Origin of the sequence: Edaphobacter sp. 12200R-103, assembly GCF_010093025.1 — a bacterium.
Lineage (GTDB): Bacteria > Acidobacteriota > Terriglobia > Terriglobales > Acidobacteriaceae > Edaphobacter.
The window spans coordinates 1,405,639-1,419,382 of the sequence record NZ_CP048114.1; the positions used below are offsets into that span (position 1 = coordinate 1,405,639).

Here is a 13,744-nt window from a genome sequence, read left to right on the forward strand (position 1 = left end):
ACGGGTAATCTTATCGTCCGTAGTGGTCAGCAGCCTTCTGCTGGAAGTCCGCCCACTTCTCCGGAAGATCGTCTCCGGCATAGATCGCCGAAACCGGACACACCGGCACACACGCACCGCAGTCGATGCACTCGACCGGATCGATGAAAAGCTGTTCCGAATCGCCGTGACCCGCCTCGTCCTTCTTCGGGTGGATACAATCGACCGGGCAGGCATCCACGCAGGCCGTATCCTTCGTCCCGATGCAAGGTTCCGCAATCACATAAGCCATCTCTCTAATCTCTCCCTTTGCCGCGTCTGAAAATTTCAGTTGTAGGCGTTTGCTCGATTTTAGCAGCAACTTACGCCTCGTCCACCAACAGAAATCGGAATTCATATAGGACTAAATCGGCCTGATTTCGGTTGCTCCTGCTTTATGACATAAAGTCAGATGTTCAGCAGCCGCTATGGACGAAACCGGATCTCTACTTCCAGAACTTACGGAAGTTCAAGTGGTTCATCGATCCTCAGAAAGGTGGTTGCCGCTCGGGCAGAGCGGCTCTCTTTCCAATGATCCATACGATTATCAAAAAATAAGCGTAGCTGAAGGCGGCGGCAATCGCTCCAATCAAAACGAAGATTGCCGCCGATTTCATATCGGATCGACCTCCGCTACCCAGAAACACAACCCCAAGAACCACCATTCCCCCATGCAGCGCCGCAAGCAGGATTGAAATGGGCCACCATCGGAGTTGCTTTGCCGGTGAGACAGCACCCGAAGCATAGGCCGCGCCCAGAAGCCACACAAGGAAGGAGAAGGCAAACGCCCAAAATCTTACTGCGACCCGGTCGAGAGCGCCTTCATGGAACTCTATCGCCATAACCCAGGCAATCGTCAGTGCCCCAAGTCCGTAGGAAAACGCGCTGATGACAGGAAGCAGCAATCGATTTTTTTCAAGGAAGCCAACGTTCATATGCTCCAAAGCTCCACTGAGTCATATTCGCTTGCTTTCATCTTGCCCCAGTATGCTGCTTATAGAGACATCGAGGATTGGAGTGAACCGGATGGCCCAGACCAAAGCCCACACAGAGTATCTCGTCTTCAACACAAAGCAGCGCTACGAGATGGTTCATATCACGCCCCAGGTCGAGGAGATCGTCCGGCGCAGCGGAATCGATGACGGGCTCTGCTTTGTCTCCCCCATGCACATCACGGCCGCCATCTACGTCAACGACAACGAAGATGGACTGATCGAGGATATCGGGACCTGGCTCGAAAAATTGGCGCCCCGCTGGCCCGGCTACAAGCACCACCAGACCGGCGAAGATAACGCCGACGCTCACCTGAAGGCCCTGCTGCTGCGCCATGAGACGACTCTGCCCATCACCAAAGGCAGACTCGATCTCGGCACCTGGCAGCGAATCTTTTATGCCGAATTCGACGGACAGCGGTCCAAGCGGGTCATCGTAAAGCTGCTTGGTCTCGCAAAAGAATAATGTCCACCCTGCGGTTCTGGCTGCGGCCCTCCTCCGTAGCGTTCGAGGCAATGGGGTGAAACTCCGCATATCCCGCCGCCGCCATATGGTTCGGATGCATGGAGCCATGCTCCAGCAGCAGGCGTGCAATCGCACTGGCTCGCGCCGTCGAAAGCTCCCAGTTGGACTGGTATTGCGACGTGTGGATGGGGACATTATCGGTGTGCCCCTCCACGCGCAGAGGGACATCCGGAATCGACTCCGCCAGTGCCGTCAGCACCGGAATCGCCTCGCTCCGGATCGCGGCCGAGCCTGATGGGAAAAAACCAATCTCGTGCAGCGAAATTGCCAGTCCATCCGGCGTCATGCGGGTAGTCAGGCTTCCCGGAGGCAGCTTCTTACCCGCATCCTGTATCAGCTTCGCCACCCTCGCCTTCATCTCCTGCTCCGGCGTCAACTGCCCCGCCTGCGGAAACGGCATCGCCAACGCCGCCGGACGGGTCACGACGGAGTTTGCCGGCGCCGGGTCCAGCGCCGGCGTCTTCGCGTGCTGCTCGAAACTTCCGAGCGGAGTAAAGGCCGTCTGCATCGCCTCCGCCACAGCCGTCTGCTTCTTCCGATCCGACTGGCTGGAGGCAAACAGAACTACGAAGAACGCGAAGAGCAGCGTAATGAAATCCGCGTAGGAGACCAGCCAGCGTTCGTGGTTTACGTGTTCGTGCTTCTTCTTGCGGCTCACGCTGCAGCCTCCGCCGTACTTTCAATCTCCTTGCCCTCGGCAAGGAAGGTTCGGAGCTTCGTCTCCATCATCCGCGGATTCATTCCTTCAAGGATCGAGATGACGCCCTCGAGGATCATCTCCTTCGCCATCTGTTCCTCGCGATGGCGAATCTTCAGCTTCCCCGCCGCCGGAAGAAATACAAGATTGGCCAGACCCACACCATAGATCGTGGCCACAAAGGCCACCGCGATGCCCCGCCCCACCTCGCTGATGTTGTCCAGGTGCTGCATCACCTGGATCAGCCCCAGCACGGCGCCAATGATTCCGACCGTCGGCGAATAGCCGCCCGCCGCCTCAAAGACCTGCGGAATCTTCTCCTCCATCTCCGATTTGTTATCCAATTCCATCTGCATGATCTTGCGAACCTCGGTCGGCTCCGTGCCGTCGATCGCCAGCATGAGCGCCTGTCGGAAGAAGGGATCTTCGATTGTGCCAAGGTCCTGGTCCAGCGAGACGATGCCGCTCTTGCGCGCTTTGTTGGCAAACTGCACCAACTGCTTCAGAACGGCCTCGCTGTCTGCCCCGTTCGAGATGAAGATCTTCATCATCTGTTTCAGAGCTGCCAGAAACGTCTTAAGCGGGAACTGCAGCATGACCGCGCCCATCGTCCCACCAATCACAATCAGGGCCGCCGTCGGCTGTGTAATCTGGCCTATGTTTCCGCCTTCGATCATCATGCCGGCCAGAATGCCGAGTATCGCGACTACGATGCCACCTATGCTGGCAATATCCATAAAACAATCCTCTTCGTGAAAGGTCTGCGTGATTCAGCTTGTGGATTTGTTCGACTCGGCGGCAGTCTCCTGCATATCCCGGGCACGTTTGCCTGCCAGTGCTACCTCTGCGTCCGGCCACGCCGACTGCAGCACAGAGGCGCGAAACTCCATCGTCTTCCGCATGACCTCGTTGCGCGGCTCCAGCACCACCAGCTTCTCGCCGGTCACCAACGTGAGCACAGTGTCCGGAGTAGAGTCGGCATATTTAATGAGGTCGCAGTTAATACTGAAGCGACTGCCATTAAGGCGAGTCAGTTCGATCATGGGATACTTCCTCTCTCTGCTCTCTCATCGGCCCGCGTTACCAACTCAATAGACCAGCCCACCGGTAACCAGGCCTTTTCTCTCCACCCAGGAATTCCCTCAAGTCCCGGTTACCCACGCCGATGAGGTGGGAGAACGCAGGGCCTTTCGTAAGGTAACCGGGCAACATGCATTATCCCGGGCACCCCTGGACAGGCAATGCGGTACTTCAAATCGAAGTGTGAACAGGAGCGTTCCCCCATGTCCTTGGGTGTCTTGAACAACATCTCAGCAATCTACGCACAGAACAATCTGAACCAGACCCAGATGAGCCTGCAGAACACCCTGACGCAGCTCTCCTCCGGTTCGCGCATCAACAGCGGCGCCGACGATGCTGCCGGCCTCGCACTGGCCGATGGTCTCCACGCCAACGTGGCAGCCCTCACGCAGTCGGCACAGAATGCATCGGCCGGCGTCGGTATGCTGCAGACCGCAGACGGTGCCCTCGCTCAGGTCACCAACCTGCTCAACCGTGCTGTTACGCTCGCCACCGAAGCGGCGAACGGTACGCTCAATACCAGCCAGGTCAGCTCGGCCGATCAGGAGTATCAGAACATCCTGACCGAGATCGGTAACATCGGCTCGAAGACCAACTACAACGGCAACGCCGTCTTCACTGCCACCGCAGTCAACGTGTTCGTGAGCGACGGAACAGCGTCGGGCGCAAGCACTTTTGCGGAGACAGTCGGTGCACTCACCACGGCCAGCGTCGGAACCACCTCCGGCGGCGGCGCAGGCGCTGACCTTACCGCAAGCGCAACCCTGGACTCCACTACCGCGGCGGGCATTCTGACGACGCTCACCTCTGCCGTTCAGGACGTCGCCTACCAGCGCGGCACCATCGGCGCCAACATCAACCAGCTGAGCGCGGCCGCAAACGTCGCCAATACCCAGTCGGTCAACCTGTCCTCGGCGGAGAACAACATCCGCGCCACCAACTACGGTCAGGCCACCAGCGACATGGCCAAGTTCAAGATCCTCAGCGAGACCGGTATCGCGGCGCTCTCCCAGGCCAACGCCGTCCAGCAGGACGTTCTGAAGCTGCTCCAGTAAGCCTGTTGAAAATCCGTAGCGGGCAGGCGGCGTTAAGCTGTCTGCCCGCCACCGCCGTCTGAATTTATGGCTAACCACCAAAATCCATTTTGGTGGTTAGCACCTTCTAAGATTTCGACAGAGATTAAGGCCCTTCAATTGCGTCGGCCCGATGCTTAAAGGAGAACCACGGATGGGGACAGTTGGAATCAACTTTGGTCCTATTAATAGCGGTCAGGGTTTTGACGTCGCTTCTACCGTCAGCCAGATTCTCGCTGCCGAACAGGCGGTGGAAGACCCGTGGAAGACCCAGCTCTCCAGCCTGCAGGCTCAGGACACAGCGCTGAGCAAGATGGGGACCGACCTCGCCAGTCTGTCAACCGCAATGCAGGCGCTCACCGATTTCAGCGGCGTCTTCGCATCGAAGCAAGGTGCCAGCTCCGACACCGACGTCGTTGAGTTGACCTCAGCCAGCAACCTCGCCGTCGCAGGAAGCCATACCGTGGTGGTCAACAGCCTCGCCCAGACCTCGTCCCAATACTCCGACCTGATCACCAACTCCGCCGATACCCTGACCGGCTCGCTCACCGTGACCATCGGCGGCCAGAGTCAGAGTCTGAACGTGAGTGGCCAGACACTTTCGCAACTTGCCGCCTCCATTAATAGCGCCTCCATGGGAGTCGCGGCCTCTGTTGTGACCGACACCACTGGCTCGCGGCTTTCGCTGGTCAGTAAGACCAGCGGAGCAGCCGGACAGATCACCCTGAGCGCATCGCTGACGGATGATGCCACGAGTACAGCGATCGGATTTCAACAAGGTATGCAGGGCGTGGATGCCAGCCTGACCGTCGATGGCCTGAATACCACCAGCGCCTCCAATACGGTCACAGGCCTTATCCCGGGAGTCACCTTTCAGATCCTTGCCGTCTCTGCAAACCCCAGCGTGCCCGTCCAGGTACAGATCACCAACGACAACGCCTCCATCGAGCAGGCATTCAGTAAATTCGTAAGCGCCTACAACGCCGTAGCCGACGACATAAAGACACAGGAAGGCAAGGATTCCACCGGAAAACCCGAACCCCTCTTCGGCGATCCCACGGTCGCGCTGATACAAAACCAGTTGAGCCAGGGACTGCTCACCGGCGCAGCCAGCGGCTCCATCAAGAGCCTCTCGCAGTTCGGCATTACGGTCGACCAGACAGGCCACCTCACGATCGACGGCGGAACCCTGGATAACGCGTTGAACTCAAGCTTCAGCGACATTCAGGGCTTTTTCCAAAACGCGAGCAGCTTCGGGCAGACGTTCAATTCCATGTTGAATGGATTGAGTTCTACCTCGATGAATGGCGCAGTCTACCTGGCACTCAAGCAGAACTCGTCCCAGGAAGACACCCTGAACAACAACATCAGCAATCAGGAACAGCGCATCGCCGACGACAAGTCCAGGCTGACGGATCAGTTGAATACGGCCAACCAGATCCTGCAGTCGCTGCCAGATCAGCTCGACCAGATTAACCAACTCTACAGCGCCATCACCGGCTACAACAGCGGACATTAAACGGGAGAAGGAATGGAACAGAACTATCAGCAGCAGATCCTGATGGGAGCTACCGGAGTGGATTTAATTCTCGCCCTCTACGACGGCCTGACCCGCTTTCTCTATCATGCCATTCAATGCGCCGAGGAGAAGGATGTCACGGGACGCCGGATCGCAGTGAGCCGCGCTCTCGATATTCTGATGTACCTGCAGGCAAGACTGCGTCCTGATCTTGCCGGAAGCACTGCCCAATCGCTTTCGGACTTTTACGCCGCCATGTTCACGCTGGCTCTCGAAGCCTCGCACTATGAATCCGTAGAGCAGTTTCAGGAGGTCATCGCCTCGGTACGAAACGTGCGTGACGCGTGGCTGGTAGCGGCCAGAGACCCGGACGCCAATCGCGTTCTGCCGCGGGAGCTGCGCACAAAAGAAGAGCTATTCGCCACGCCTCTTCCCCCGGCGATTGCGGCCGAGGAGTCCCAGGCTTCGCGATGGTCCGCATAGGGCGATCCACATACAGGGCTTGATGTGGAAGAGATTGCTAGGCCAGTTTCTCCAAGACCTTTCAGAAGTGTCATCCTGAGTGGAGCGTGCCAGCGCGTAGTCGAAGGATCTGCGGTTCAGGACAGTGGATGAGCCAGCAGGCTGCAGGTCCTTCGGCTACGCTTCTCGCGATAAAGCCACCAGAGCTTCGCTCAGGATGACACGTCATGGCGCTGCAAGAACTGCATCTCTGCCATATCCTGTGCAACCGCCATCCCGCATCGCCGGGTCACCGTAACCTGAGTTCAGGCATAGGTGGATACCCCGCGGTCCCCGAGATACACTGTATCTGCCGGTGTAATGGTTTGAGAGCCGATCCGTCTTAGCAGATACAAGATGAGACATTCGTTTTCCAATCTGGTCGCTATACTTTGCCTTCTAGCCTTCACGGTCAGCTCGGCAATGTGCTTGACACCTGCAGTCCAGCCGACGGCAACCATAAGCATGTCTAGTATGGGAGCAGCGGCGCATGCCTGCTGCCCAAGTCATGCACCGGTGGAGACTACCGCCTCAGAGTCATGCTGCACGGTGCATCATCAGCCTGCATCTGTTAGTTTCGCCGCCGATGCGCATCAAACGGCTTTGACCATCCTGCCACTCGCTGGGCTTGTCCCAGACACAGCGTCTTCCTTTTCCAGAGTTGCCGGTCCCGCGGCTGTTCCTCTTCGCTTGCCTCCTCTTATCGCGCTACGAATCTGATTCTCATCTCCGCATAAAGACCTGTCTGCCCCCGGCGTGCCTCATCGCGCGCGAAGCAGCTATCGCACAGTTTGATCTTTCAGGAGAAGAGATTCGTGAACCGCCTTCCTTACGCAAAATTTGCCACGTTCCTTACAGCTTTTGTATTGCTTTTGTCCCCCGCCATCGCCCAGCAGGATCCGTCGATGCCCGGCATGCAGCACGACTCCGGTATGGCCGGGATGGACCACTCTCACCACCCTGCTTCGTCGCCACCGATGCAGGGCATGATGATGATGCAGCCGAAGGATCTGATTGAAGCGCAGTTGAATCATCTGTCTTCAGGAACAACGGTCGAGCCGGCCTCGACCCCGATGTACATGATGATGGGGCATCACGGCGCCTGGATGTGGATGCTGCACGGTGAAGCCTTCATCACAGAGCTGCAACAGGAAGCTGCACAAACACCAGACGGTCGACGGGGCGGCGACAAAATTTTTTCCACCAACTGGATCATGCCGATGGCCATGCGTCGTCTTGGCCCTGGCCGGCTGACATTGCGAGCGATGTTTTCGCTGGAGCCGGCTACGGTGAGCGGGCGGCAGTATCCCCTGCTCTTTCAGCAGGGGGAGACGGCATTTGGTGCTCCGATTGTCGACGGGCAGCATCCACATAATTTCTTTATGGAAGTGGCTGCGCTCTATGATATTCGCCTCGGCGAGCACAGCCTTCTGAGTTTCTATGCGGCTCCGATCGGGGATCCTGCTGTTGGACCATCGGCATACCCGCACCGTATGTCCGCCTCGGAAAACCCGCTGGCAGCTCTGGGCCACCACCAGGAGGACTCTACCCACATTGCTTACAACGTGGTGACTGCAGCGGCGACCTGGCGATGGTTTCGCGTGGAGGGTTCGGGTTTCCATGGAGGTGAGCCGTCGGAGGGAAGATGGCAGTTTCAACCATCGTCGAACGGCCTGGCCATCGACAGCTACTCGACCCGCCTGACTGTGTCACCCACCCCCAACTGGACGGGACAATACTCCATCGCCCGAATCGCGAGTCCGGAGGCGCTTTATCCACACGAAGACCAGCACCGGCAGACAGCATCGATCATGTACAACCGTCCTTTCGGAGAGCGTGAGGCCAATGGACTGACGCGGGGCAACTGGTCGAACACGATTGTGTGGGGTCGTACGCGTTCCATCACCAACGGCCATGACGAGCACAAGATCAACAGCTATCTAGCAGAGTCACTGCTGAAGTTCGGCGGGAAGAACTATGCCTGGACCCGCATTGAAAATGCCGGACGGACGAGCGAGCTGCTTCTGCACCCCGGCCAGCCACTCCCGGCAGACTTTGAGGAAGAGCCCATCGGGCATGTGCAGGCTTACAGCTTCGGCTACGACCGTGACTTCCGGCTGGGGCGGCATCTGACGGCTGCACCGGGGGCGCAGTTCACTACCTACAAGACCCCTGACGCGCTCCACGCGACCTATGGAGATCATCCGTGGGGTGTGGCAGCATTTGTCCGGCTCAGGATTGCGCGATGAGTTTTATTTTTCAACGCTCGGGATGTTGCGTGAAGACCGCAGATCCTTCGACTGCGCTTCTCGCGGTGAACCTGCGAGAAGCTCCGCTCAGAATGACACTTCTTCTTTAGAGATGAATTTTCATGCCCATCCTAGAGCTCGATGCAGGTCGGAGCAATGCTTGAATAGAGGGATGACACTCTTCGTCGCCACCTCAAATCCGGGCAAGCTCCGCGACTTCGCCGCTGCGGCAGCCGAAGTCGCGGGCTTAAACATTCACATCGAGCCCCTTCCCGGTCTCGCGAACATTCCTGCGCCTCCGGAGAATGAGCCTACGTTTCACGGCAATGCCTGCTCGAAGGCCATCTACTATTCGCTCCGAGCCCCGGGCATGCTGGTGCTGGCGGATGATTCCGGGCTGGAGGTGGACGCTCTGGGAAGAGCGCCGGGGGTACGGTCCGCACGCTATGCGGAGGACGCCGGCTTCGCTCCCGCTGCGGATATGCCCATCGATGAGCGCAATAATGCCTACCTGCTCGATGCCCTCAAAGATGCGCCAGAAACAGACCGCAGTGCGCGATACCGTTGCGTGCTGGCAGCGGCAAAGGATGGCCGGATTCTTGCCACCGCCGACGGAACCGTCGAGGGCCAGGTCCTTGCAAAGCCACGTGGCAACTCCGGCTTTGGCTATGATCCGCTGTTTTTTCTTCCCGGAATGGGAAAGACGATGGCGGAACTTGATGCTTCCACCAAACTGGCGTTCAGCCACCGTGGACGCGCCTTAAAGAAGCTGCTGGAAGAACACGGTTTGACGGTGGACCAGGAGAGTCCGATCACTTAATCGCACAAGCTACCCGATAATCGCACAAAAAGTCCTTGATTTCTTGACGCTGGTATAACCGGAGCGGAATAATCAGCCTGCTGCAGAAATCCAGATGCAGCCGTACTCCCAACGACTTTCAAGGAGTTTTGCCATGGCAACTGCCGCACCGCCAGCCCCTCCTGCCACTCCGCCTCTTCGCGGTGTGCAACCGCTTCGTGCTGGCCAAGGGCACTCCTTCTTTTGGCGCAAGCTGCACTCCCTGACGGGCATCGTACCGATCGGCGCCTTTCTGATTGAGCATATTGTCTCTAACTTCGAGGCCATCAACGGGCCCCTTGCGTACGCGCAGCAGGTTAAGTTTCTGAATAGCCTGCCTTTGGTTCGCCTGCTGGAGTGGGCATTCATCTTTATCCCGCTGGCGTACCACGCCGGCTACGGCGTCTTCATAGCTGTGCGTGGCCGCTCGAACGTGAATGTCTATCCCTGGTCGGGCAACCGGATGTATGTCATCCAGCGCATTACCGGGATTATCGCGCTCCTTTATATAGTCCAGCATCTCTGGCGCCAGCGTTTTACGGGAGTCATGCTGCCGGAGCATCCCGGCGCCGCCTTCCACAAGGTGCAGATGGAGCTTCACAACCCCTGGATGCTGGCAATCTATGTCATCGCGATGATAGCCACGACGTGGCACTTCGCCTACGGAGTCTGGCTGTTTGCCGCGAAGTGGGGTATCACGCCGGGAGATAAGGCTCGCAAGCGCTTCGGCTATGTCTGTGCCGTGGGCGGCGCGGGGCTGTGCCTACTAGGCCTGATCAGCATCTGGGCCTTCGTCGGTCCCAAGTACGCCAACGCCCCGGAAGATGTGATGCCAGCGCAGCCGCCTGGAGTAACGATGCCTGCTCCCCAGAATCCTGTTCCCGGCTCAACCAACACCGAGCCCTCCAGCCTGCAACGCTAGGAAAGGTCACGTAAAACGACATGGCAGCAGCAACCCCGAGAATTGTAGTTGTAGGCGGCGGACTCGCCGGCCTCTCCGCCGTCATCAAGATCGCCGAAGCGGGAGGCAAGGTTGACCTCTTCTCCATCGTGCCGGTGAAGCGCTCGCATTCGGTCTGCGCACAGGGCGGCATCAACTCAGCCAAGAACCTGAAGGGCGAAGGCGACAGCCCCTGGGCTCACTTTGACGACACCATCTATGGCGGCGACTTTCTGGCCAACCAGACGCCGGTCAAGCAGATGTGCGAGCAGGGTCCTGGAATCATCGACCTGCTCGACCGCATGGGCGTGCCCTTCAACCGGACACCCGAGGGGCTGTTGGACTTTCGCCGGTTCGGCGGAACGTTGTTCAATCGGACAGCCTTTGCCGGAGCCACGACCGGGCAGCAGCTGCTCTACGCACTCGACGAACAGGTACGCCGCTACGAGTCCGAAGGCAAGGTCACGAAGTACGAGGGGTGGGAGTTCCTGTCCTCCGTACTCGATTCCAAGGGCATCTGCCGCGGCATCTGCGCGATGGACCTGCGCACGATGGAGCTGCGCACCTTCCCGGCGGACGCCATCATCATCTGCACTGGCGGCAACGGAGCCATCTTCGGAAAGTCGACGAACTCCGTCGTCTGCACCGGATCGGCTCAGTCGGCCCTGTATCAGCAGGGCGCCTACTATGCGAATGGCGAGTTCATCCAGGTGCATCCGACGGCGATTCCGGGCGAGGACAAGCTGCGCCTGATGTCGGAGTCGGCCCGCGGTGAGGGCGGCCGCGTCTGGGTCCCCAAGGACAAGAACGACAAGCGCGCCTCGCAGTCGATTCCGGAGTCGGATCGCTGGTACTTCCTCGAAGAGTGGTATCCGAAGTACGGCAACCTGGTTCCACGCGACGTCGCTACCCGCGCCATCTTCAAGGTGGTCTACGAGCACGGCATGGGAATCGACGGACAGCCGATGGTATATCTGGATGTCTCCCACCTGTCTCCGGAGCGGCAGCACAAGCTCGAGGGAATCCTCGAGATCTACGAGAAGTTTGTGGGCGACGATCCCCGCAAGGTTCCCATGAAGATCTTCCCCGGCATGCACTACACCATGGGCGGCCTGTGGGTGGATTTCAACCAGCAGACCAATATCCCCGGAGTCTTCGCGGCGGGTGAGGCAGACTACTCGATCCACGGAGCAAATCGTCTCGGTGCGAACTCCCTGCTCTCCTGCATCTACGGTGGATTTGTGGCCGGGCCGCAGGCGATGCAGTATGCAAAGTCATTGACGGCGATCGAGGGCGACGGCGGTCACGCGGCCGAGTTGCAGCGCCAGAAGGAATACAACGACGTTCTGCTGAAGAATCCGGGTACCGAGAACCCCTTCAAGATCTGGCGCGAGCTTGGTGAGACGATGACCAAGCACGCCACCATCATCCGGTATAACGCCGGTCTGGATGAGGCGGACGCCAAGATCGTTGAGCTGCAGCAGCGTTACCGGAACATCAATCTCTCCGATAAGAGCCAGTGGGCGAACACGAGCTTTGCCTTTGCCCGGCAGCTCTATAACATGCTGGAGTTGGCGAGGGTAATCGTGCAGGGTGCTCGGCTTCGGGACGAGTCCCGAGGAGCGCACTACAAGCCGGACTTCCCGGAGCGCAACGACGAAAGGTTCCTGAAGACGACCAAGGCGAGCTTTGTGAGCGGCGCGCCGAAGTTCGAGTACGAGGACATCGATATTCAGTTCATCCCACCCAGGCCGCGGCGCTACGACGCCACTGCCTAGTGAATGAGAAAACCTGGCCTCTACCTCGCAGATTTGTAAAGAGATAAAAATGACCAGGCTATGAGGAGTTTGGCAACAGGACAGGAAAGCAGGCCTGGGGAAGAACGTTCTCCCCCAGGATGACAAAGAACCCGGATATGCAGCCAGATACCTTCACAATCCGTTTGCGGCATCTAACCGGGCATGAACGCGACAATGTCCAACTTCTTTGTCTTCTTCGTTCTTCCGGCGATCTTTGTCGGAATCTGGACCTACATCATTCTGTACAACCGCAGCGTGAGGAAGAGAATTCATCAAATCGAGGCCTCTGGCCGGCATCTGACCTGCATGGAAGAAGGCATCTCTCTGGTTACGCAGGAGAAAGAGCACTCCGGCAAGACCGGAAGCATCATCGTCTGAATAGCCGCGGTCGAAGACTCCTCACCGTGCCGGAGGGAATGCCTGTTTTCTCACTGCATATGCGCGGCTTCCCGGTATCTTATTTTCCAGCTGTGACTTATCGCAGAAGTGCGACTCAGATGGGTGGCTTATGAGTCGCGGTCGCGAGAATAACTTCGACATTCTCCGCCTGACACTGGCGGTACTTGTTGTTCTGTTTCATGTCGGGCACCTCAGCGGGAATCCCCTGTTTGATCCTCTCCCGCGCTATTTCAGCGGGCACCTGGCGGTCGAGGGATTTTTTGCGATCTCCGGCTTCCTGATCTTCGCCAGCTACGAGCGCTCCTCCTCTCTTCAGGACTACTTCATCAAGCGGGCTGCACGCATTCTGCCCGGCTATTGGCTATCGACGGCGCTCTGCCTGGCCATTGCGTTTTATTACGGCAGCTTCCACGTCGGCAAATTCCTTTTTGCCAATCTGACCTTCGCCAACTTCCTTGCAGGGGACATTCCGGGAGTATTTGAGAAGAACCCGATGACCGGGATGAACGGGGCGCTGTGGACGATCAAGATTGAGGTGATGTTCTACATTCTGGTTCCCGCGATTGTCTGGCTTTGCCGTCGCCTGAACCGGGATGCGGTCCTGTGGACCCTCTTTGTGCTCTCGATCATCTACCGGGTCGCCATGGCGGACCACAACACGTATGCGCTTCAACTCCCCGGTCAGCTCTCATTCTTCATGATCGGGGCGCTGATCCACTATCACCTGCGTTTCTTTGAAGAGCACGGAAAGTGGCTGACGGTGGCCGCGGTTCTGCTTTATCTTGGCCATGTGATGACGGGCTGGTTTGCTCTTCGCCCCGCAGCTATTGCCACACTCACCTTGAGCGTGTCCCTTCTATTCCCAACGATCAAGGGGCCGACACGCTGGGGAGACTTCTCCTATGGGATCTATGTTCTGCACTGGCCCATCATCCAAATGTTTGTGGCCGCAGGCCTTTATCGAACTCATCCATGGACTGCGCTGACTCTTTCATGCCTTACCATCGCCATCGCAGCCGTATTTTCATGGTTTGTGATTGAAAAACCATCTCTCGCATTTGCACATTCGCGGCGAATTAAAAATCGCTATCCCGCCGTTACCCCAAGTTAAGG

15 protein-coding genes are annotated in these 13,744 nt (G+C 58.1%); 10 read left to right on the forward strand and 5 right to left on the reverse strand.

Features of this window, described 5'->3' with window-relative positions:
• Positions 1–10 precede the first annotated feature (10 nt).
• Positions 11–271, reverse strand: a complete 261-nt coding sequence (locus GWR55_RS05915; protein ID WP_162401435.1) for a ferredoxin family protein — start codon at positions 269–271, stop codon at positions 11–13.
• A 235-nt stretch (positions 272–506) separates the two neighbouring features.
• Positions 507–953, reverse strand: a complete 447-nt coding sequence (locus tag GWR55_RS05920; protein WP_162401436.1) for a hypothetical protein — start codon at positions 951–953, stop codon at positions 507–509.
• Positions 954–1,044: 91 nt separating this feature from the next.
• Here GWR55_RS05920 and GWR55_RS05925 point away from each other — a divergent pair, with 91 nt between their 5' ends.
• A complete protein-coding gene (locus tag GWR55_RS05925) occupies positions 1,045–1,476 on the forward strand; it encodes a secondary thiamine-phosphate synthase enzyme YjbQ (protein WP_162401437.1) in 432 nt (143 codons plus the stop codon).
• Here GWR55_RS05925 and GWR55_RS05930 read toward each other — a convergent pair.
• From GWR55_RS05930 to GWR55_RS05940, 3 genes are read right to left on the reverse strand one after another with little or no spacing between them, the layout of a single operon-like run.
• Positions 1,442–2,194 (reverse strand): flagellar motor protein MotB, encoded by a 753-nt coding sequence (locus GWR55_RS05930; protein WP_162401438.1) that lies wholly within the window; start codon positions 2,192–2,194, stop codon positions 1,442–1,444. The two genes, GWR55_RS05925 and GWR55_RS05930, sit on opposite strands and share 35 nt — an antisense overlap.
• Complete coding sequence (locus GWR55_RS05935) at positions 2,191–2,970, reverse strand: flagellar motor protein (RefSeq protein WP_162401439.1); 780 nt, start codon at positions 2,968–2,970, stop codon at positions 2,191–2,193. Before GWR55_RS05935 ends, GWR55_RS05930 begins: the two co-directional genes overlap by 4 nt.
• Positions 2,971–3,003: 33 nt before the next feature.
• Complete coding sequence (locus GWR55_RS05940) at positions 3,004–3,276, reverse strand: flagellar FlbD family protein (protein WP_162401440.1); 273 nt, start codon at positions 3,274–3,276, stop codon at positions 3,004–3,006.
• A gap of 240 nt (positions 3,277–3,516) precedes the next feature.
• On the opposite strand from GWR55_RS05940, the gene GWR55_RS05945 reads away from it, so the two are divergent.
• The 9 genes from GWR55_RS05945 to GWR55_RS05985 all read left to right on the forward strand — a co-directional run bounded on the left by GWR55_RS05945 (position 3,517) and on the right by GWR55_RS05985 (position 13,742).
• Positions 3,517–4,368 (forward strand): flagellin, encoded by an 852-nt coding sequence (locus GWR55_RS05945; protein WP_162401441.1) that lies wholly within the window; start codon positions 3,517–3,519, stop codon positions 4,366–4,368.
• A gap of 172 nt (positions 4,369–4,540) precedes the next feature.
• Positions 4,541–5,905, forward strand: coding sequence for a flagellar filament capping protein FliD (fliD, locus tag GWR55_RS05950; RefSeq protein ID WP_162401442.1), 1,365 nt, complete (start codon positions 4,541–4,543; stop codon positions 5,903–5,905).
• A gap of 12 nt (positions 5,906–5,917) precedes the next feature.
• Positions 5,918–6,388 carry a flagellar export chaperone FliS gene (gene fliS / locus GWR55_RS05955; RefSeq protein ID WP_162401443.1) on the forward strand — a complete coding sequence of 157 codons (471 nt, stop codon included), beginning with the start codon at positions 5,918–5,920 and terminating at the stop codon, positions 6,386–6,388.
• An 833-nt stretch (positions 6,389–7,221) separates the two neighbouring features.
• Complete coding sequence (locus GWR55_RS05960; protein WP_238398671.1) at positions 7,222–8,655, forward strand: hypothetical protein; 1,434 nt, start codon at positions 7,222–7,224, stop codon at positions 8,653–8,655.
• A 172-nt stretch (positions 8,656–8,827) separates the two neighbouring features.
• Positions 8,828–9,475, forward strand: coding sequence for a non-canonical purine NTP pyrophosphatase (locus GWR55_RS05965; protein ID WP_162401444.1), 648 nt, complete (start codon positions 8,828–8,830; stop codon positions 9,473–9,475).
• Between the two features lie 133 nt (positions 9,476–9,608).
• Complete coding sequence (locus GWR55_RS05970; RefSeq protein WP_162401445.1) at positions 9,609–10,415, forward strand: succinate dehydrogenase; 807 nt, start codon at positions 9,609–9,611, stop codon at positions 10,413–10,415.
• A gap of 20 nt (positions 10,416–10,435) precedes the next feature.
• Positions 10,436–12,211, forward strand: coding sequence for a succinate dehydrogenase flavoprotein subunit (gene sdhA, locus GWR55_RS05975; protein WP_162401446.1), 1,776 nt, complete (start codon positions 10,436–10,438; stop codon positions 12,209–12,211).
• Positions 12,212–12,394: 183 nt separating this feature from the next.
• Entirely contained in the window at positions 12,395–12,610 is a 216-nt protein-coding gene (locus GWR55_RS05980) for a hypothetical protein (protein ID WP_162401447.1), read from the forward strand.
• 130 nt (positions 12,611–12,740) lie between these two features.
• Complete coding sequence (locus GWR55_RS05985) at positions 12,741–13,742, forward strand: acyltransferase (RefSeq protein ID WP_162401448.1); 1,002 nt, start codon at positions 12,741–12,743, stop codon at positions 13,740–13,742.
• Positions 13,743–13,744 lie beyond the last annotated feature (2 nt).